This is a genomic window from Dyadobacter sp. (genome assembly GCF_039919315.1).
Lineage (GTDB): Bacteria > Bacteroidota > Bacteroidia > Cytophagales > Spirosomataceae > Dyadobacter.
The window spans coordinates 200,477-222,533 of the sequence record NZ_JBDSFX010000057.1 but is presented as its reverse complement, the minus strand read 5'-3'; the positions used below and the strand labels follow the sequence as shown (position 1 = coordinate 222,533).

The window sequence follows — 22,057 nt, the reverse complement described above, 5'->3', positions numbered from 1 at the left end:
TTTTCCAGTTTGGCTGGCCCCATATTAGCACCCGCCAGCAGGTAATTGAGCTTACCCGACACGCCGCTTAGTACGCGCCCTCCATTCACCTCGATCTTCATTTTCAGGTCGTCTCTTTCAAAATTCTCGAAGACACCGGAGATCACAAACGTTTTACCTTCCAGCATATCACTTTCGAGTACTACGGGTTTTTCATCGCTCTCCATTTGTAATCCTGCCTGTTGCAACCGCTCTACAAGACTCTGATTTTCGGGAATGCTGAAATAGGATTCAATGCTCAATGCAATGCGTCCGCCGATTTCAGGAACAGCAACCAACTGGTCGTAACTAGCCGTGCGCAATGCCTGAATGGATTTGAAATATGCGGCGAGTTTCTCGGCAACAGTAGCACCCACAAAACGGATACCTAATCCAAAAAGCACATTTTTGAACGGAACGGTTTTCGATAAATCAATGCCTTTGAGGATATTTTCAACTGTTTTTTCCCTGAAACTAATGATTTTGGTCTTGCCTGTTTCCTCATTAGCAATGCTTTTTTCAAGTCCCAGCAACTTTTCATAGGTAAGGTCGTAAAGATCCGCCGGAGTCCGAACCAGGTTCAGGTCGAAAAGCAGCTCTATCTTACCTTCCCCCAGACTTTCAATATTCATAGCCTTGCGATGAATAAAATGCTCAATCCTGCCTTTTAGCTGCGGCGGGCAATGGCTATCGTTCGGACAGAAAAAGGCTACTTCTCCTTCATTACGCTGTAATTCAGAATTACATTCGGGACAATGTGTTGGGAAAATGATTGGATCGGTGGGGAACAAATCACGCTGAGTAACATCCACACCGGTGATTTTCGGAATGATCTCACCGCTTTTTTCGACAAAAACGGTATCTCCAATGCGTAAACCCAATCTTTCCAGTTCATTCGCATTGTGCAAAGTCGCCCTCTTCACCCTGGTACCCGAAAGATGTACTCCTTTTACTTTATTATAAGGAAGTGTGCGTTCTGTCAGGTCGCAGAGATTGGCGACTGGTGTTACGGCACCCGTGCGCCCTACCTGGTAGTTTACAGAGCGTAGTATCGCTGGTTTGTTTTCTGCTTTATATTTAAATGAAATGGCCCAGCGCGGGCTTTTGGCTGTAAAACCAAGCTCACGCTGCTGTTCAAACGAGTTGACTTTGATCACGATACCATCGGTCGCCAAAGGCAATGTCATCCGCTTTTCCTCCCACTCGTGAATGTAGGCGATGACGTCATCAATGTTACTCACTTTTTTCCAGCCGGGAGAAACATTGAAACCCCAGGATTTCAATCCTAAAAGACTCTCTTCATGACTTTTGAAAAATTCAGTATCGGTCAGAAAATAGTAAACGTAGCAATCCAAGCCTCTCCGGGCCGTTTCGCCCGAGTCCTGCAATTTAAAAGATCCTGACGCTGCATTCCGGGGATTCGCATATTGATTTTCTCCCAAAGTCTCCATTTCTTCATTCAATTTCTGAAAAGAAGTGATCGGCATAAAACCTTCGCCCCGCACCTCGAAAATCGCTGGCTGATTTTCCGCCTTTACCCTGAGCGGCAAAGAGCGAACGGTTTTCACGTTATTAGTAATTTCGTCACCGCGGGTACCATCGCCGCGTGTCACACCTCTCACTAGCACGCCGTTTTCGTAGGTAAAGCTCAATGATATCCCGTCAAATTTGAGTTCGCAAATGTATTCGAAAGGCTCCCCGTCCAATCCCTTCCTCACACGTTCATCGAAATTTCGAAGCTCCTGTTCATTATAGGTGTTATCCAGCGACAACATCGGATAACGGTGATACACTGCATTGAAATTCTTGGTAATCGTGCCGCCAACGCGCTGAGTAGGAGAATCACCCAGCCTGAATTCGGGGTACTGATCTTCCAGTGCTTTCAATTCCTTTAACAACTTGTCAAATTCAAAATCCGAAATTTCCGATACGCTATCCTGGTAATATCGGTAGTTGTAATGGTTCAGCTGATCGGTTAGCTCCTGGATTTTCTGTTCGGGATTCATGGTTATGGCGGCTACTTTGATGATTCAGCCCAAATTTAAGATTAATTCCAAATTTTGGGAATAATGAAAAGAAAGTGACCGATTCATGAGTTCCACGTATTCTATCAAATGTCGATAACCGACTGCGTGTTACAAGCCACTTTTCAACATGATCAGTTTCACAAAATTTGAGTATTTTCGTAAAACAGGTGACACCTATGAAAACTATGGAAGCAGCCATTTGGTACAACCCGGATCTGACGCAGATCATCAATGGAGAGGAGATTATGTCTCCTAGTCCAAAAACACCGCATCAAAGGGCTTCAAGAAAGCTTCTAAGAATTCTGGAAGATTATGTGGAAACCAATAATCTGGGAGAACTTTTCAATGCGCCATTTGACGTTATTTTTGAGGAAGGTGTGAACTCTCTTCAACCTGATCTGTTCTTTGTAGCCAAGCAAAACGAGCATATCATTCAGGATTGGATACGGGGTGTTCCGGATCTGGTGGTGGAAATTATTTCAAAAAGCAACTTTCGCCTTGATACTGTCGTCAAAAAAAAGATTTATGAACGATATGGTGTAAAAGAGTTTTGGATCGTGTTCCCAGAGAAAGCTTCCATTGAAATTTATTCACTAGTCAACGAGAAGTACGAGCTATCCGGAACGTTTTCCGATGACGAGCAAGTTCGCTCACCATTACTCGCCAGCCTCTCTTTTAAAGTGAACGCAATCATATAAATTCGTTAATTTCGGCCAGTTTTATCATTTACTATTGAAATTTCATGGCTGAAATTGCCCCTTCCATATTAGCTGCCGACTTTGCAAATCTGCAGCGCGACGTTGAAATGCTGAACGCCAGTACCGCAGGCTACATCCATGTGGACATTATGGATGGCATGTTTGTCCCTAATATTTCATTCGGTTTGCCCGTGTGTGAAGCCATTTACAGGCATGCTCAAAAACCGTTGGATGTTCATTTAATGATCGAACAGCCGGATCGCTACCTGGAAGCATTCAGAAACGCAGGTGCTGCTACGCTCACGGTACATTACGAGGCCTGCCCACATTTGCACCGCACGATCCAGCATATTAAAGAACTGGGTGCCCTGCCGGGTGTAGCCCTCAATCCGCATACGCCTGTCGAAGTATTGTCAGAAATCCTGGGTGATGTTTCCCTGGTGCTGATTATGTCTGTCAATCCGGGATTTGGCGGGCAAAAGTTTATTGAAAACACCTACAAAAAGATCGCAAAACTGAACGACCTGAGAGAAAAATTCGGGTATACCTTCAAGATTGAGGTCGATGGGGGCGTTAATCTTGGCAATGCACCATTGCTGGTGCGCGAAGGTGTGGATATACTGGTAGCGGGCAGCTTTGTGTTCAGTTCGGCAGATCCGATCAAAACCATTGAAGATCTGAGGAATAGCTAAGGTATTGATCCCAAAAAAAAATGATTTACAAGACTTTCGGGCGCAAGTTATGAAACTGTCCAGACCATACTTTTACAGTTTTATCCTCGCTGCCTTCATGGGTGTCAGCGCGTCATTTGCTGCCGGCAATGAGTTAGTCGATCCCAAATTCCCGCTGAAAATTAGTCCAAACGGTAAGCACATTGTTGATAGCCACGGCTCGCCGTTCCTGATGGTGGCTGATGTGGCCTGGCAAATGTTGCGAAAACTGAATTACACTGAAGCGGTTCAATATATGGACATTCGCAAGTCACAGTCGTTCAACACTTTCCTGGTACAGCTGCTGCCTGCGTTGCCTAATCAGAGGAATTACAATAAGATCACTCCATTTCAAGACAATGACCTTTCTAAGCCCAATAAAGCCTATTTTGACTATTTTGAAAAGATCATTATAGCTGCCAAAGAACGAAATCTGGTGGTCGGCATTGTAGTTTCAAGAAAGAGCTGGAATGCCATTTTTGACACACAGCAGGAAGAAACCTGGAAAAGTTACGGGGCTTATGTGGGAAAAAGCTTTGCAAAATATTCGAACATTATCTGGATCGTCAGCGAAGAAGAGTACCAGAATGCATTGCAGTTCAAAGCCATTTCCAACGGTATCAGGTCTGAATCCGACGGTCAGATCCTTGCGTCGCTCAATACCTGCTCGCCTACAAATATGAATGACGACTCTACGAACCGCTCAGATCTTAAATTCATCATTCCGGATTCAACCGTGACGCCGTCGGAATATGCGGCATTGGCAAACTGGCAAAAAAACTCAGCGGAAGCTGCACTACGCCCCTTTTTGATTGCGAATTCAGAATTCCCCAAAGAAATTACGGATCAGTCGGTACTCATCCGAAACCAGGCGTATCAGTCCATTCTGAGCTCGGCTGCGGGGTTTTGCCACATGAGTACCATCAAAAATTTTAATCCAACCTGGAAAGCGAATATTACGAAAGATGGTGCTGAGTACATTCATGAACTGGTTAAAATATTGAAAGGAATCCCATGGGAATATATGCAGCCGGATAGTCCCGAGCTGCTGCTGGATTCGCTGGACAAAGCCGAAATCGGCATTGTAACATTATCCAACAGACGAATGGCCATGCTATACCTGCCGGATTCACGTCCGGTCAAGCTGAATTTAAGCCATTTGAATGGTACCCAATTTGGAGCAGTGTGGTATAGCCCCAGGACCGGCAGGCGTTGGAGCGGCGGTGATTTCAAATCTACCGACGAAGCCGTAGTCCAGCCACCCGACTCCCAACCCGGCTGGGACTGGATATTGCTGATCGGAACAAAGCAGTAGGTTTGACATTCAGCCGTATTCTTAATAATATTACTCAGTATTGAATTGCACGGCAGGCCTTTGGAGCACCCATGAACGTTATTTTTAAATGTATAGCAACTTACCTGCTTTCCGCAGTTCTATGGAGTCATTGCTACGGTCAGGATATTTTGTGGGCAAATAAGGTTCTTGGTTACTCATCCGAATACCGGCCCGCTCAGTACGGCCACACTTACCGCGCCAAACAGATCCTCGGCATACCCAATAAACTGCCCGATTTCGGTAATAGTCCCTGCGCCTGGTCACCGGCAGAAGCGGACGGCAGAAATGAAGAATGGATCAAAGTAGGTTTTGAAAAAGCCATTCCTTTGAAACAGGTCGCCATTGCCGAAAACTTCAACCCCGGCTCTATCACCCGTGTATATGCCTATGATGAATCCGGGAAAGAATATCTGATCCTTGACACACCGGCAGCACAACTGACGGTCAAAGGCAGAATGTTGCGCGTTTTTCCAAAGCAGGCTGATATCGTGGCCAATGCGATTAAAATCATTCTGCAACCTGGGAAAGTTTCCGGTTTCAATCAGGTAGATGCCGTCGGTGTTTCCTCCGATGTCAAACCTATCGAGGCGGTTATCAACATTGCAGCCGACATTCAGTTGAAAACCCAGAAGGAAAATATTGGGAAAGAAGTTAATAGCAAAGGACAGGAAGTAGCACCCATTATTTCCCCCGACGGCAAAACCTTGTTCTTTACACGAAGCAATTTTTCGGGCAATATAGGGTCTTACCAAAAGCAGGACGTATGGTTTTCGACATTGAATGATAAAAATCAATGGACCGAGGCTACTAACATTGGTTCGCCGATCAATAATGCGGGAGATAATGCCATTACGAGCATTTCAGCAGATGGAAAAACCATATACCTGATCAATGTGTATCGTCCCGACGGCTCGATGTACTTTGGACTTTCCCGGTCTTTTAAAACCAAACAAGGATGGAGCTTTCCAAAGGAGTATAAAATCACCAATCTGGCTGGCTACGTCGGCAGCATGGAATTGACGGTTTCGCCTTTCGGCAATGTCATGATTATTTCGGTCCAGAGAAGTGATACCGAGGGAGGAAAGGATCTTTATGTTTCATTTTTGCAAAAAGACGATAGCTGGTCCGAGCCGCGGCACCTTGGAAATGCCGTCAATACTGCGGATTATGAGGGTACGCCGTTTCTTGCGCTCGACAATAAGACATTGTATTTTTCATCGCAGGGCCACAGCGGCTACGGCGAAGGCGATCTATTCCTCACGCGCCGCCTGGACGATACCTGGATTAACTGGTCCAAACCGGAAAACCTGGGGCCAGCGATTAATACGCCGCTTTGGGATGCATACATTAACATTCCCGCAACGGGCGACTACGCCTATTTCAGTGCCAGTGAAAAATCCCTTGGACAGGAAGATATTTTCCGCATAAGAATGACGCCGGAAATCAAGCCTGAGCCAGTGGCCGTCGTTACCGGAACGATTTATGAGGCTGAGACCAATAAAGCAGTCAAATCAGAAATCGTCGCAGACATTAAAAAGAACAATGAGGTCTTTACCAATGCGACTTTCGACCCGGAAACCGGCGAGTACCGGCTCATTTTGCCGTTGAAAGAAATATACCGCATCTCAGCCTCAGGCGAAGGCTATTTCCCGGTATCGGAAGATCTGGATTTGTCGGCTGAAACCAGTTTCCGCACTATCAAAAAGAACCTTTACCTGCAACCTATCAAAGCAGGACAGCAGATCAGATTGACCAATACCATGTTTTCGCAAAGCAGCGCGGACGTGATCCCTTCCTCTTTTTCTGAGCTGGACAGGATCGTTTCGACGATGAATGCCTACCCTACCATGGAAATTTTGCTGGAAGGTCACACCGACAATCAGGGAGAAGTCCAAAAAAATGTCAAGCTTTCCGAAGACCGTGTGCAGCAGGTGAAACGGTACCTTTTGTCCAAAGGAATTGACACGAAAAGGATACAAACCAAAGCCTGGGGACCAGCCAAACCCATCGCCAGCAACCTCACCGAACAGACCCGCCAGAGAAACCGTAGAGTAGAGTTTACGATTCTTAAAATTTGAAAAACATCCTGTCAAAGGAAATTTGCTTAATTTCGCGGCACTTGATCATGCTTATGCCGGTTCGCCGCGTGAGCGACCAGTAATTGCAGTCATTAGCCAACATCATCTGTAATGTCTTTGAACCACACAAACGAAAACCTACGGTCCCGGCTCATTCTCATTGCCATATTAATCGTAGGTCTGGCTTTAAGACTTTACCACCTCGATCGTTTCAGCATATTCTTTGATGAGAAAAGTACCATGGTGATCAGCCAGGGAGTTGTATTGGAAGGCGCCAATCAGAAAGAAGTTTTTTCAACATTAAAATTGTCTGATTCACAGTTCTGGAAGACTCCGACGCTCGATTACAGACCATTAAGAGTGCTCCGGTCGCTTACTTACAGTGAAACATTCAGTCCGCGTGCATTCACTCCGGCGGAGTTCTGGGCACCCAAAACGCTTGAAGATTATTTTGAGGCAAATAATCGAAGTGATATCGGAAACAGCCCATTCTACTATCTCATACTGCATTGGTGGACGGTGGTTTTTGGTCTTTCCGATTTTTCCGTCCGCTTTCTTTCAGTCATTTTCAGCGTGTTGATCATTGGTCTGACATACCTTTTTGGTAAAAGGTTCTTTAATATAAACACTGCACTGATAGCGTCGGCAATCGTTGCTATTGAGCCATTTTTCATTGCATATAGTCACCAGGCGCGGAACTACTCGCTTACATTCTTTCTGACGCTGCTCGCCACTTATTTTTTCTTACAGATCATTGAAAATAAGTCCGATAATCGAAAGACGTTTTATTTATATCTGGGGTATAGTCTCGCCGCTGGCCTCGGATTACTGTCCCACTTTCTGACGATTTCAGTTTTGATGGCTCATGCCATTTACGCATTGTTATTTTTAAGATCCATCAAAGGCTGGGTCAGGATGGCCATTGCTGCTGTGTTTGCATTGTCGGGTGTTACATTGTGGATGCTTTTCGGCGGCGGTCAGTACACCTTGTATACCTTGAATTATCAGGCTGATCTGTATAAAAGAGTAGCCGAAACCATGCCGTACAATAATCCGTTTGGCATCATTCTGCCAGCGACTGCGGCTAATGTCTATCACAAATCACTCCCGATTTTCACAGATCTCGTCATTTTCACCAATGGACTGACCGACGCTCTCGCCGGTAAAAAGAATGTGCTTATCGCACTCTTCACAGGCATTCTCTTGATCGTTTGGTACCGGTTCAGAGACAGGATGAAAACACCCGATTGGCTTACTCACCGCTTTCCCTACCTGCTGATTATCCTGAGTTCTGTTTTTTATACCAATCACAAATTACAGTTCGCAATCCTTTCAGTCAGTGTTTTTGCGCTTTCATTTATTCCTGATATTCACATCAAAGCCAGCTCGACCGAGAAGAAACGACTATGGATGTGTTACATCATGGCTTTGTTTCCAACCTTATTCCTGATTTTGACGTCGTTCAAAAGCGGGCATACCAATGGGCTTACACAACGTTACTCCGGATTTTCATTTCCCTACGTAATCATCGTTTTGAGCCTGCTTTTGCAATATTACAATACATTAAAGGTTGAGTTCAAAGTGTTGATATTCGTGTTCCTTACTGCTCAGTTGTATTTTGTCGGTTCAAGGCTTAATGAGTTTTATCAGGACAAATCGGTCAAATACGGCTATTTTGCCACTCCGCGGGTTCCAAATCCTTATTACGAAGCAGCCCAGAAAATCCAGGAGATCTACCAGCCTGGGGATACCGTTTTTTATCCCGCGCCACGGTTTAAGATCCTCTCGGAAATGGACCGTACTTTCCTGCCTTACTCCGTTCAGGATGCACAGCTTACTAATCTGTATTTACCGAAAGATGCACAATACGTGCAAGCCATGGATACCACTCAGACTGAGGTAATTTGGATCAAAAAATCAAACAATCCGGAACCTGTTGAGATCAAGCGATTGAAGGGTCTCAGGTATGGTTCGGAGTAACCAATTAGGCGTTGAAACCCGGGCCGACAAATAAGATTTTGTATATTGCGTACTCGAAACCGGAGATTTGGCCGTTATTTTGTCAGTAATAATCTAACATTGATATACACATTAAGGCATGACCGCAGAAGAAATATTGAATGACCCAAGACAAATAAGCGGAGAACTCCGGCTTAAAATCCTGGGTCTGTACCATAAAGCAAATGCCGGACACATAGGGTGTTCTTTGAGCTGCATTGATCTAATGATCGCAGTTCTTTTCCTTCAAAAAGCAGAAGAAGACACCTTTATTCTTTCCAAAGGACATGCTGCCGCAGCACTTTACGCCTGCCTTAATGTACTGGGTGAAATCACCGATGAAGAACTGGGCACATTCTACGAAGACGGCACTACCCTTCCCGCTCACCCTGCACCACGGCAGTATAAAGGAATACCTTTTGCGACAGGCTCACTGGGTCACGGATTACCGATCGCAACCGGAATTGCGCATGCTGCGAAGGTAAGCGGAGACGGGACTTATTCTTTTGCTCTACTGTCCGACGGTGAAACCAATGAAGGAACAACCTGGGAAGCAGCACATTACGCCATTCAAAATCAGCTAGATAACCTTTTTATGATTATTGATAAAAATGGTTTGCAAGGTTTTGGTTTTACAGATAAAGTGCTGGGCGAAACTGCTTCGGTAGAAAAATGGAACGCGATCGGTTTTGAAACTGTCGAACTGGATGGTCATGATATCAATTCCATTCATTTGGCTATCAACGAATTAAAGTCTCATAAAAACGGATTACCCAAAGCGATTATCGCTAATACTGTCAAGGGTAAGGGTGTTTCCTACATGGAAAACAAGCTGGAATGGCACTATTTGCCGATGAATAAGGATCAGTATGAGCAAGCTACAATGGAAGTTAAGGAACGTTATTTTAATGAATTGACGAATGCTTGATCATTTACCGGTTTACCGCGATAAAATAGAAAAATTAAAAGGGCCTGTTTTTGTTTTTGGTGCCAGCGGCTTTATCGGCGCTAATCTTTTCAATGACATTTTCAAAATCCGTCAGGACTGCTACGCCTTGACGCACGACGCGACTAAGGCATGGCGCCTAAAACTGTTGAATGTTCCTTTTGAGAACATTGTGCATTGCGACATTCTGTCCAATAACTCGGTTCAGGAGGTTTTTGAAAAATATAAGCCACAAACCATATTCAATCTTGCAGCCTACGGGGCATATAGTAAGCAAAATAATGTCAACCTGACTTACGAGACCAATGTGATTGGTACCGTGAATATTTTGCAGAATTGCACCCGTGAAATGGTTTACATTCACGCCGGCAGCAGCTCCGAATATGGTTTTAACTGTACATCTCCCAAAGAAACAGATCGTGTAGAACCGAACAGCCATTATGCTGTTTCCAAAGTTTCAGCTGCGTATTTGTTAGAATATTATGCCAAGGTTTTTGATCTAAAAACCCTGAATTTGCGGTTGTACTCTATTTACGGATATTGGGAAGAGCCCGACAGATTGATACCTAAATTGATAGAAAATGCCCGTAAAAAGCAGCTTCCCTCATTGGTTTCACCAGATATAAGCCGGGACTTTGTTTTCATCGAAGATTGCGTCGAAGCTTTTCTGGATGCTGCATTAAAAATTGAAAGCAGTACGTCCGGGAAATCTTATAACATTGCAACCGGCAGAAAAACGACCATGGGCGACCTGGTCGATACTTCGAGAAAAACCTTTGCTATCGCGCAGGAGCCGCAATGGGGCAGTATGTCTAACCGGAAATGGGACCTCGCAGAATGGTACGGAGACCCTACTTCTTTCGAAGACGATTTTGGATGGAAAGCGCGGACTTCCCTGGAAACAGGTCTTTCCAAATACAGTCAGTGGCAGGAAGAGATTAAGTACGAAAGCAGCGTCATTCCGGCGTTCGAAAATCCCAAGCTAAACCCGGTTATTACTGCCATTATTGCTTGTTATAAAGATGCGCAGGCCATTCCATTCATGTACGAAAGGCTGGTCAAGACATTCAATACACTGAAAGTACGCTACGAAATCATTTTCGTGAACGACAGTTCTCCCGACAATCAGGAAGAAGTGATCAATAAGATCTGCGACAAAGATCCCAATGTGGTAGGCATAAGCCATTCTCGTAATTTCGGCTCACAGTCTGCATTTTTGAGCGGTATGGAAATCGCGACTGGCGATTGCGTAGTACTAATGGATGGCGATTTGCAGGACCCGCCCGAGATCATTCCAGCTTTCTACGAAAAATGGATGGAAGGTAATGATGTGGTCTACGGTGTGCGCGTACAGCGCGAAATGAAACCGCACATTCACTTTTTTTATAAATCCTTTTACAAGATTTTCCAGGGGCTCAGCTACATTCCAATTCCGCGCGATGCCGGTGATTTCTCGATGATCGACAGAAAAGTGGTGAAAGAATTGGTGGATTTACCTGAAACTGAACAGTTTTTGCGGGGGTTACGCGCCTGGGTAGGTTTCAAACAAACGGGTGTACCTTATGTGAGACCTGAGCGGATGTTCGGAGTTTCAACCAATAACTGGACGAAAAACATCTGGTGGGCGAAGAAAGCCATTTTCTCATTCAGCTTTGCACCGCTGGAATTGATGAGCTATGCGGGTTTTGCATTGACAGGCTTATCCATTCTGGGAATTATCTGGCAGGTGCTGGCAAAATTGTTCTTTTTCCCGGATACGCCCCAGGGTATCAGTACAGTTATCGTCCTGATCGTATTTTTCGGCGGATTAACTATTCTAGGCATTTCATTTTTAGGAGAATACATTACCAAGATTTTTGAAGAAACCAAAAAGCGGCCCAAGTACATTCGCACACGGATACGCCGCGGTTCCAAGTCCTACAAAACTGCTGACGAAATCAGGACTTTGGTGAAGCAATTGCGGAAATAAGTAGCAATTTTGCTACCTTTGACACACTATATAAATGAAATCAAGTGAACTGCTTCGGCTGGTGAAAAGATCCGGCTGGATTCAAATCAGACAAACGGGTAGCCATAAGATTTTTCAAAATCCGAATACGGGAGAGACCGTACCTGTTCCTTTTCACGGAGCGAAAGAGGTTGGAAAAGGTCTCGCTGCCAGTATCTTAAAAAAGGTCGGGATCAAATGAAAAAGATAGAGGTAATTATCGAAAAGCAGGACGGTTACTTTTTCGCACGGGTAGAAGGGAAAGGCAATTATATGCCAAATGGATATGGCCCGACACCAAAAGATGCGATAAATAATCTCAAAGAGATTATTCTTGATTATCAGGTCAATGAAGGCAAAGAGGATAAGTTTTGGAAAAAGATTGATATCAAAGCAATCGAATTTGAATTGCATTATGATATGCAGGCATTTTTTGAAGAACACGATTTCCTGAATATAACGGCTATCGCCAAAAGAAGCGGCATTAATCCCGCTCTTGTACGTCAATATGCCAGTGGCGTGAAACATCCATCCGCTGAACAGTCAAGGAAGTTACTGGGAACAATACATCAATTAGGCGAACAATTGCAAACGATATCTCTGTACGCTTAAAGAAAACCACTATTATTCCACATGGGCCTAAAAATGGTCTTTTGCGATATTTCAAATGAGAAAAGAATTTTCAAACGCCATGGAACAGTTAGCATTGGAGGACGACTCCATTGTTTTCATAACTGGTGACCTGGGATATAATGCATTGGAAAATCTTCAAGCCAAAATGGGCAAGAGATTTATCAATGCCGGAGTAGCAGAACAAAATATGATCGGCGTAGCAGCTGGATTTGCACATAAAGGATACAAAGTTTTTTGTTACAGCATTGCTCCATTCATCGTTTACCGCTGTCTTGAACAATTCCGTAATGATGTATGTTTCAATAACTTACCAGTTTTTTTAGTAGGCAACGGAGGTGGTTATGGCTACGGAATCATGGGTAGCAGCCACCACACCATTGAAGATCTGGCGTGTTTGAGTGGACAGCAAAACGCGAACGTATGGGTACCCGCATTTGCTGATGAAGTGGAACCGGTGATCCGTCAGATAACCGCCGACGCCCGGCCAGCTTATTTGCGGCTCGGCGCAGGTAAAACAACTCCCGAAAATAGTTTTAGCTCAGGTTCTTTTAAGGTAATTCACCATTCCGAAAATGCTGAAATAACCGTTTTCGCACTTGGACCGATTGCCAATAACGTATTGACAGCCTTATCTTTATCTGAGGATTTATCTTCCAAGGTCAATGTGATAACGGCGCTTCATTTTCCATTGCAAATCAATGACGACCTGGCAGCATTGATTGCAAAAGCACCATCGATTTTGGTGGCGGAAGAACATATCAGCACAGGTGGACTGGCGCAACAACTTTCAGTACAGCTATTGGAAAAAGGAATTTTTCCACGCGGTTTCAAAAGTTTAAGAGCAGAGGGTTATCCAAACAGCCGTTACGGAAGCCAGACTTACCACCAAAAGCTTTCAGGTCTTGACCCGGATTCCATCCTTTCCCACATTGGTAAATTAATGATCCCGGCATGACAAAAAAGGCTTTAACAATCATTCTGAGCCTGATTCTGTTGCTACCGGTCTTCATTTACTTTACGGTATGGAATTACTATGCCATGAATATCCCGAAATGGGATGACCATGCCTTGAAAACTTTCATTCTGGACTATTCGCAGGCAACAGGCTGGAAGAGTAAGATCCTGGCCCTTTATCGACAACATAATGAGCACCGGATCGCACTTACCCGACTTTTTACCTGGATCGATTATTCTGTTTTCGGGGCCTTGAATTTCCGGCACTTGATGCTGGCTGGTAATATACTTCTTTTAGGTATTATTCCTCTTTGGCACGAGATACTTAAAAAGAACAAGAAACCGCTTTTTGCGCTTGTTCCGGTCCCGTTTATCTGGCTTTCTCTGGCTTTTTGGGAGAATATGTACTGGGGAATGGCATCCATCCAGAATTTCGGCGTTGTGACTTTGACATTATGGACGATCTATCTTTGCATAAATCCCAAAACAACACCTTTTGTAATATCCATTTTCCTGGCCGTCATTGCAATCTCGACTAGTCCGAATGCCTTATTTGTCCTGCCAATCGGGGCGTTTTTAATTTTTCTGACTCAAAACCGGAAGCGATTTGCACTTTGGGTTATTACCAGCGGTGTTCTTATTTTCTGCTACTTCTATGGTTACGCTAAATCGGAAGCTAATCCTGATTCAAAGGCCTCTATTTTTCAGCTTGTAAAGGGTTACATGGCTTTCCTTGGTTCATTTGCCGAATCCATCCCCGTACTAGATCATTTCCAGGTTTGTTTCTTTATCGGCATTGTACTGTTTTTGGTGGCGGTTTCAATCATATCAGCAACGCTTTTCAGAATTTCCAAAAATAAATACGGTAACAAATCTGAGAAATATACAGATCTCTTTTGTCTGGGCACTATCCTTTTTATACTGGGCACTGCGCTTGTTGTAGTTTATGGTAGGGCAGGTTTTGGTCTCGAAGGGCTCATAGATAGTAAGTACAAAATTTACTCGGTACTACTGCTGATAGTCGCGTATCTATATATAGTCATTCCGATACGCGGGAGTTTTTTGTCTCCCTACATTACCGCCATTGTTTTTCTGGCCATCACATTCAATGTGTTCAGCTACCATTATCATCTGGTGGATGCCTATAATTTGCGCAAATATTTGACGACTTCTCAATTCAACGGGAATTTTGAGGATAAGACGCTTGAACTTGTATCGGACACCACGCTCGCGGCTCGCATTGTCGAAAAAACACCTGTTTTCTACGATAAACTATTACCGATGATCGCGGTAGCGGATAGACAAACCTACGCCGGTAGCTCACGCGGATTGGTGGAATTATATGATCACACAAGCTTTGAGGCAGATAAAAGCTTCTTGAATGTTTCAAACAGTACTTTTTCCAGCCAGCGATTACAGGATAGTGGCGTCTACATTCTGCTCAGCTCAGATAAACGTTACTATATCTACCCAGCCGTTCGAACCCGCAATAAAAGCCGAAAAGAGCTGTTTTTGAAACAATACTATTTCGCACCCGGATTCCATGCGGAAATACCCTATGCCGAGTTGGAAAAAGGAACTTATAAAGTAGCACTGATCCGTCAGCAGGGAGATGATACAGGTATTTTGTTTAAAGATCAGACCATTAAAGTGAGTCAGACTCAAAAAAATAAAGTGAAGGTAAACTGGTAGCCATGAAGAGTACAGCACAAGGACATATCATACAGCTCGACGGGGTACGCTTCATTGCAGTTGGATTGGTACTACTCGACCACCTTTTCGTGGAAATAAATGTCATTCCTTTCGGAGCACTGGGAGTGACTATCTTCTTTGTACTGAGTGGGTTTCTCATTTCCAGGATTCTTCTGAAAAGCAAAGAAAAGACCGAGGGAACGCCAGGTGGCTTTAAAAAATATCTTAGGAAATTCCTGATCAGAAGAACGATCAGGATCTTTCCTGTTTACTACCTGATCATTGCATTGCTCTTTGTTTTTGATGTTCCTCCGGTTAGGCAAAAACTGGGCTGGTTGGCTCTTTATGCCACTAATATCTACATGGCCACCCACAAAACCTGGATGGGTTCGGTGGATCATTTGTGGTCCCTGGCCGTGGAAGAGCAGGTATATTTATTCTTTCCATTCCTGATATTTTTCATCCCAAAAAATAAGCTGATACCATTTCTGGGTATACTTGGTGCGATAGGCATCGCTTTTCGTTTCTTGTACTTTTTCTCAGTCAAAGATTTTGGAGCGGATAACTGGATCGTCACCTATGTGAGTACCCCCGCATGCTTTGACTCCTTTGCCCTTGGTGGGTTAATGGCTTGGCTGCAACTTTATAAAAACGAAACATTTGTCAAGCTTTTCAACAAATCGTGGCCTGTTGTTATTGCGTTGCTGGCCTGGATATTGTTACAATTCTGGTCAAAGTCGTTTGATCAAAAATACAACATCTCTTTCGTCGTTGTAGACAGGACGGTGTCATCCATTTTTGGTTTTTTCCTGATCGGAAGAGCTGTGATGGGTTATGGTGGATGGATGGCAGGCTTCCTGGAAAACCCGGTGAGCGTGTATCTGGGCAAGATCAGTTACGGATTATATCTCTATCATAACTTTGTCTATAATCACTTTCACAGTGGTCCAATGCACCCAACGGTAAGACTATTTCGGAAAATCTACCAGTATGTGCCTGACCTGAAAGGTAATATCGCTTTCGAAGCTTTGGTGGTTGTTACGCTGACGATCATGGTAGCGTCAGTTTCTTGGCACTTTTTTGAGAAACCCATTAATGCATTAAAGGATAAGTACGCTTACTAAATAATCATTTTGCATAGCCCGGTTACTGGCTTTATTTATTAATTTCGCGCAACCATACCAAATAAGATTCTGCATGTCATACCTTCTTAGTATAGTAATGCCCGCATACAATGAACAGGATTGTATAGAAAAGGTAGTATATAATTGGACTAATTTTCTTAAAAATAAATTTCCAAACGACAACACCACACTAATTGTAATCAATGACGGTTCAAAAGACAATACCCAAGTTCTTTTAGACAAGTTACAAAAGGAGGTTTCCAATCTGACAGTTATTAATCAGAAAAATGGTGGTCATGGCAATGCAGTAGTCAATGGGTACCGCAAAGCGCTGGAATTGAATTCGCAATATGTTTTTCAAACGGACAGCGACGACCAGTTCGTTTCGGATGATTTTGATAAACTCTGGAACAAGCGGGATCAGTCACAATTTATCCTGGGATACCGCGAAGTACGTCACGACGCAGGCGTTCGGTTGTTCATTACCAAGTTCCTGCGCGGAACAATTTCCACAGTGTACGGTACCTTCATTATGGACAGTAATATTCCTTTCCGTTTGATTAAAGGGACATTTCTGCAAAAATTAATGAATCAATTACCTGATCCAGAACCATTTGCTCCGAACATTTTTCTGTCGGTCATGGCCAAAAAATCAGGTCAGGAATTGTTTGATATTCCGATTACCCACAAAGACAGGGAAACAGGCACGGTTTCAATAGTTAAATGGAATCTGTGGAAAGTTTGTATACGAAGCTTTAAAGAATTGCTGCGGTTTCGACTAGAACTCAATAAAAAAGTAAAAGCGATCCGTGCTTAAAAAATAGGCTTGTGTCGAAAAAAAATATTATTGTTATCCTGCTGATTGTCATCGTCGCGTCAGCAGGATATTTCCTGTTTAAATGGTCACGCGGTTCTTCTGCCGCCTGGAAATTTATTCCGTCCAATGCAGTTGTGGTCATTACCAGCGAACATTTACAGGATTCGCTTTATGTGGCAACGGATGCAAACCTGGATATCAAGAGACTTCCGTTGCTCGACGTAGCAAGTGATAATTTATCGCTTCTTAATCTGCTGACTTCAGACAAGAAACGGTTATACAATTTTCTCAAAGGCAAAGCACTTTCCTACTCCTACCATCCCCGGACCAGTACCGAATGGGGGGTATTAATGTACATTCCGGTCAGTGATGAGGAGGCTAAATGGCTTGGTAGCCCGCAGCGGACCAATACCCGCGCACTACATCACACCTTTCAGGATCATCGGATCACGGACATTATCGATACCAATTCCCGCCCACTTTTCTCGTATCTTGTCAAAGACAATTTCCTGATCCTCAGCTACTATGGCGACCTGATCGAAGACGCGGTACGGGCTTCTTCACTGAACATTGAATCTTTCAGGCTCCGGTCTCATTTCTCCGGTATTGATGATTCGGATTACGGTACCAGCATCTATTTACGTAATGACGCCTGGAAATCTGTCATTTCTCCTGAAAATGTAAACGGTATCCTCAAGGAATTTGCGAAGAACTTCCCAAATCACCAGGATTTTCACATTGAAACGACAAAAACCAAAGGCGACCTGGTCTTGACATCGGCCGGAACAGCAGCGCCCGATTACTACCTCACCGATATTGTAAAGGACATTCCCGGGTCACCTTTTGCGGGGCACAAACACATTTCCCAGCAAACTTCTTTTCTATACCGGTCGGCGGTGTTAGATAAAGCTGCTTTCAAAAAGGAATTTTCAAAATGGCATAAAAAATACAAATCAGAATCCTGGGATAAGCTCAAATACTACATTTCCGAGGAAAGTAACCTACTGATCGACAACCTTGGTTCTGAATTGATTTTGTGTCAGCTGGAAGAAAACAATAGTATCAGCGATGGAAAAATCTTGCTTGCGGAATTCTCTAATTACGACAAACTGAGACCAGTACTTCAAAAACTTGCCCGGCTTGCCAACCAGGAAACAAATGTCTCGCTGGATCAATATCAGGGTTATGACATTTATGCTGTTCCAATTCCAGAGCTTCCCTCGGGACTTTACGGGCCCATGTTTTCCGGTTTTCCGCGCAGCTATATCACCTACGTAGCGCCTTATCTGGTGATCAGCAATAATTCACAGGTGCTGCAAAACTACATTGTGGATTACGAAAATCAGATCACTTGGAAGCAATCACCGGAATATGACAGCGTTCTGACGAATAGTACGTCCGAAGCCCAGCTTTCGATGGTCGTGAACCTTCGGAAAGCACAGTCCGCTTCGGGCAGTGAGGGCAGTAAAAAATATGCTGACCTGACCGCCAAAATGGAGTCCGTGGTGTTGCAATGTCATTACGACGGCGACCAGACTTTTCCGCAGATAACACTTCATCCTAAAAAACGACAAACGGCGGGTAAGGTACTGAACCGCACTTTTCTGAACATTGACATCGAGTGGCCGGAAATTTATGATACGGAATTGGCGGCATTGCAAAACCCTGTGGATGGAAGTTCGGAGATCCTGCTAACGGACAAAGAAAATAACCTGCTCAGAACGAACAATTTAAGAGAAGGAAAAACAGAAACGATCGCCAAACTCAATGGGCCGATCATTACCTCTGCCTACAAAGTAGATTTCCTCAACATTGGCAGACAACAACGCATCTTTGCTACCAACAGGACCATTTACGCATTGGATGAAGATGATTCTACGACGGTAACCACATTCACGGCCACATTGCCTTCGTCTGAGGATATTACCGCATTGTACTCGATAGATGGCGGGGATGACGGAAGTAATCGTTTCATCATTAAAAACGCTGCGGAGGAGTTATTCATTTGGGAAAATGTCACAAAACCTGTCAAACGTCTGAACCATTCCGTGGCTTTTGAGAACATTCAGAGCCCGGTCGTAGCGCTTAACCAAATTGGGAACCGCGGCTTTATCGTGACGCAGAAAAATGGTAAAATTTACCTTTTAAAAGAAAACGGAACGGTTCGGCAAGGATTCCCAGTCGACATCCTGACCCGAACGGAAAGTCCATTCACCTGGGCACAAAACCCTGATACGGGTCAGCCGGAACTTGTTGGTGTGAGTGTATCGGGCGAATTGGTGAGGATCGGTCTGGATGGAAAGGTAACTTCAAGAAAACAGCTGTTAAGGCCAGAACCAGGTTCGCGCTTCCAGACTTTGTTTGACAGAAATTCATTGGACTGGATTCTGATCCGTTCTTTAAACTCCAAAACGGCCATTATCACCAAAGAAGGCAGAGACTTATTTGAAATCAAGGATATCCTTCCTAATTCGGTAATCCAATATCATTTCTTTGGCGTGGATAACAGGTTTATCACGATCAAATCCGGCAATTATACCACCGTATTCGATATGACCGGAAAACGATTGGGCGACAAGGCGATTCCTTCTGAAATGCCGGTACAGCTCACTTATCAGCCTGGTTATTCCAAATTATTGATATTCAGCCGTTCGGAGAAAAAAATACAGGTTTGGTCCGTTAAGTTGCGCTAAGAGATATGAAATTCTTAAAATACTTATTCCTGATTTTAGGCTGCATCATTTGGGCCATTAGCGTAAGTCCGCCGCTATTCAGGCTCGTCGGAAACTGGCATCTGGTTCATGATGGCTATCAGTATGGCGACCTTTTTCGGCTATCAACACTTTCCGAATTCAGAGACCCCAGAATACAATGCGAGGGCTACACTCCACCGGCGCGCGTACCTACGGACAAGAAAATTCATTTGTACATTATTGGGGACAGCTTTACAGAAAAGGGACGTGTCGGTAAGAAGGACTTTCCGGTGGATCATTACACCTACGTGAAATGGAGCGATTTTCTTCATATCAAAACCGACACTTCCGAGCTCAATGTTCTTTTGCTCGAATCGGTGGAAAGGCATTTCCGGCAAAAAATGGTTTCACGCGTTAATGTATTGATTCCCGATACCGCCACTTTTGAAACAAAATTCGAATCACCCAGACTACTAGGCCAGCTGGATGACGCTTTGAAAGCCAGTTTTACGGCAGACAGATTGGATGGATTGTTGTTCCAAAATGACCTGTTTCTGACTTTGAAAAGCTGGAAAGCAGATTTTAATCAAAAAGTCTTCGATAAAGTGAGCACGAAGGTAACGCTGGTGAACAATGATCAGGATATGGTTTACTACATGGACACCGACACGCCTAATGTTACTTCTGCGTTTTCAGAAGTCAGCAATACGGAAATTGATACCATCGTCATGAATCTGAATCAAAGCCGTGAATTTGCGGATTCGCTTGGTTTTGATCACGTGATACTATCGATCATTCCCAATAAAGTATCAGTAGTAAGCCCCGATTATGGTCACTATAACCAATTGATAGAAAGGGTATATGCTCATCCAAAATTACAGATTCCTCATATTGATGTCCTGAGCGACTTCCGCAAAATGGGCCGCCATTCTTACCAAAAAGGAGACTCTCACTGGACATGCGACGGCCAGTACTTGTGGCTTAACAAGGTTAATGCATTGATTAACAAGCTAATTATTGAAAACGGAAAGCCAAATAGTTAGCTATTCGCGTCTTCTTCATTGAACCGGGCGGTAAGCTTTCCGACGGTAAGTCCCTGAACGATAATCGAAAATAGCACAACAAAATAGGTAATGGCCAGCAGCACGTCCTTATTCAGGTCGTTGTCTATCGACAGGGCCAGCGCAATGGATACACCTCCCCGCAAACCTCCCCAAACCAGTATGGCAATGGATTTTTTCCCAAAACGGTTACGAAAAGGAATCAGTTTGACCGGAATGTAAATGGAAATGAATCTGGCAAAAAGCACGACTACAATCGCCATTAAACCTGCCCAGCCAAATTGTTTGATATCCGGGATTAGCAATAATTCGAAGCCGATGATCAGGAATAAAATAGCATTCAATATCTCGTCGATCAGCTCCCAGAACTTGTCGATGTAGTCGCGCTCCGTATCTGAAACAGCTCCCGGGTTCTTACCATAGTTACCTACCACAAGCCCGGCCGCTACCATGGCCAGCGGTCCCGACATGTGCATGGCCTGAGCCGCGAGGTGCCCGCCCATGACAATCGCTAGTGTGATCAGCACATGCACATTGTATCCGTCTACGCGGTAAATCATTTTGGAACCGACATAACCCAGTAAAAGCCCCAGCACAATTCCTCCTATCGCTTCTTTTACAAAAAGCGTCGCTATACCCCCGAATGACGTATTCACTTCCTCTCCTCTGGCCAGGGCTAGCATTAATATAAACACTACCACCGCCATTCCGTCATTGAAAAGTGACTCGCCGGCGATTTTTGTTTCCAGCGTCTTGGGAACGCCTGCTTGTTTCAAAATCCCTAAAACTGCGATAGGGTCGGTCGGCGAGATTAATGCGCCAAAGACCAGACATTGAATCAACGGAATTTGAACTCCGGTAAATGGTAACAGGTAATAAACCAGAAACCCAATTACAAATGTGCTGATAACCACGCTCACCGTTGAAAATATGATCACTGGCATCCGCTGTTCCCTTAAATCTTCAAGGTGGATGTGAATAGCGCCTGCAAAAAGCAGGAAGTTTAGCATAGCGCCCATTAGAATTTCAGTGAGATCGACACTTTCGATCAGGGTGGTGATCCGGAAAAATATTTTGGGAAAAATGCTGTCGGTGGCGATTAAACCTAATGAAACAAGCAATGCAATGACCATCACACCGATCGAAGAAGGAAGCTTTAAAAACCTTGAATTAATGTATGAAAATATAGCTGAGAGGACAATTAAGGCCGAAAAAGAATAATACAACTCCATGAAAATATTTTTTAGACTAACCAAAAATAATGAATTTACAGCTGGTATTCAAC

The 22,057-nt window shown here is 44.1% G+C and carries 17 protein-coding genes; 15 read left to right on the top strand and 2 right to left on the bottom strand.

All coding sequences use genetic code 11. From position 1 onward, the window contains the following. The coding region (gene ligA / locus ABIO93_RS16940; RefSeq protein ID WP_348069735.1) for an NAD-dependent DNA ligase LigA at positions 1-2,024 on the bottom strand (2,024 nt) is incomplete at its 3' end. Positions 2,025-2,221: 197 nt separating this feature from the next. On the opposite strand from ligA, the gene ABIO93_RS16935 reads away from it, so the two are divergent. The 15 genes from ABIO93_RS16935 (at position 2,222) to ABIO93_RS16865 (ending at position 20,754) form a co-directional block, all read left to right on the top strand. Continuing rightward, positions 2,222-2,743: a Uma2 family endonuclease gene (locus ABIO93_RS16935; RefSeq protein ID WP_348069733.1), complete on the top strand. Its 522-nt coding sequence runs from the start codon at positions 2,222-2,224 to the stop codon at positions 2,741-2,743. Between the two features lie 44 nt (positions 2,744-2,787). Next, positions 2,788-3,435: a ribulose-phosphate 3-epimerase gene (gene rpe, locus ABIO93_RS16930; RefSeq protein WP_348069731.1), complete on the top strand. Its 648-nt coding sequence runs from the start codon at positions 2,788-2,790 to the stop codon at positions 3,433-3,435. Between the two features lie 49 nt (positions 3,436-3,484). Beyond that, positions 3,485-4,768, top strand: coding sequence for a DUF4038 domain-containing protein (locus tag ABIO93_RS16925; protein ID WP_348069729.1), 1,284 nt, complete (start codon positions 3,485-3,487; stop codon positions 4,766-4,768). A 71-nt stretch (positions 4,769-4,839) separates the two neighbouring features. After that, positions 4,840-6,867: an OmpA family protein gene (locus ABIO93_RS16920; protein WP_348069727.1), complete on the top strand. Its 2,028-nt coding sequence runs from the start codon at positions 4,840-4,842 to the stop codon at positions 6,865-6,867. A 111-nt stretch (positions 6,868-6,978) separates the two neighbouring features. Next, positions 6,979-8,847 carry a glycosyltransferase family 39 protein gene (locus tag ABIO93_RS16915; protein WP_348069726.1) on the top strand — a complete coding sequence of 623 codons (1,869 nt, stop codon included), beginning with the start codon at positions 6,979-6,981 and terminating at the stop codon, positions 8,845-8,847. Between the two features lie 118 nt (positions 8,848-8,965). Next, positions 8,966-9,793, top strand: coding sequence for a transketolase (locus ABIO93_RS16910; RefSeq protein ID WP_348069724.1), 828 nt, complete (start codon positions 8,966-8,968; stop codon positions 9,791-9,793). Beyond that, complete coding sequence (locus ABIO93_RS16905; protein ID WP_348069722.1) at positions 9,786-11,780, top strand: NAD-dependent epimerase/dehydratase family protein; 1,995 nt, start codon at positions 9,786-9,788, stop codon at positions 11,778-11,780. The genes ABIO93_RS16910 and ABIO93_RS16905 overlap by 8 nt, the downstream gene beginning before the upstream one ends. 34 nt (positions 11,781-11,814) lie before the next feature. Then, a complete protein-coding gene (locus ABIO93_RS16900; protein ID WP_348069720.1) occupies positions 11,815-12,000 on the top strand; it encodes a type II toxin-antitoxin system HicA family toxin in 186 nt (61 codons plus the stop codon). Continuing rightward, entirely contained in the window at positions 11,997-12,410 is a 414-nt protein-coding gene (locus ABIO93_RS16895; RefSeq protein ID WP_348069718.1) for a hypothetical protein, read from the top strand. The genes ABIO93_RS16900 and ABIO93_RS16895 overlap by 4 nt, the downstream gene beginning before the upstream one ends. A gap of 55 nt (positions 12,411-12,465) precedes the next feature. Beyond that, complete coding sequence (locus ABIO93_RS16890; protein WP_348069716.1) at positions 12,466-13,386, top strand: transketolase C-terminal domain-containing protein; 921 nt, start codon at positions 12,466-12,468, stop codon at positions 13,384-13,386. Then, positions 13,383-15,077, top strand: a complete 1,695-nt coding sequence (locus ABIO93_RS16885; protein ID WP_348069714.1) for a hypothetical protein — start codon at positions 13,383-13,385, stop codon at positions 15,075-15,077. The genes ABIO93_RS16890 and ABIO93_RS16885 overlap by 4 nt, the downstream gene beginning before the upstream one ends. Positions 15,078-15,079: 2 nt before the next feature. Then, positions 15,080-16,201 carry an acyltransferase gene (locus ABIO93_RS16880; RefSeq protein ID WP_348069712.1) on the top strand — a complete coding sequence of 374 codons (1,122 nt, stop codon included), beginning with the start codon at positions 15,080-15,082 and terminating at the stop codon, positions 16,199-16,201. Between the two features lie 73 nt (positions 16,202-16,274). After that, positions 16,275-17,018, top strand: a complete 744-nt coding sequence (locus ABIO93_RS16875) for a glycosyltransferase family 2 protein (protein WP_348069710.1) — start codon at positions 16,275-16,277, stop codon at positions 17,016-17,018. 11 nt (positions 17,019-17,029) lie between these two features. Continuing rightward, positions 17,030-19,711, top strand: coding sequence for a DUF3352 domain-containing protein (locus ABIO93_RS16870; protein ID WP_348069708.1), 2,682 nt, complete (start codon positions 17,030-17,032; stop codon positions 19,709-19,711). Between the two features lie 5 nt (positions 19,712-19,716). Continuing rightward, positions 19,717-20,754, top strand: a complete 1,038-nt coding sequence (locus ABIO93_RS16865; protein WP_348069706.1) for a hypothetical protein — start codon at positions 19,717-19,719, stop codon at positions 20,752-20,754. Here the strand turns inward: ABIO93_RS16865 and ABIO93_RS16860 are convergent. Beyond that, a complete protein-coding gene (locus ABIO93_RS16860) occupies positions 20,751-22,004 on the bottom strand; it encodes a sodium:proton antiporter (protein WP_348069704.1) in 1,254 nt (417 codons plus the stop codon). The two genes, ABIO93_RS16865 and ABIO93_RS16860, sit on opposite strands and share 4 nt — an antisense overlap. Positions 22,005-22,057: the final 53 nt, after the last annotated feature.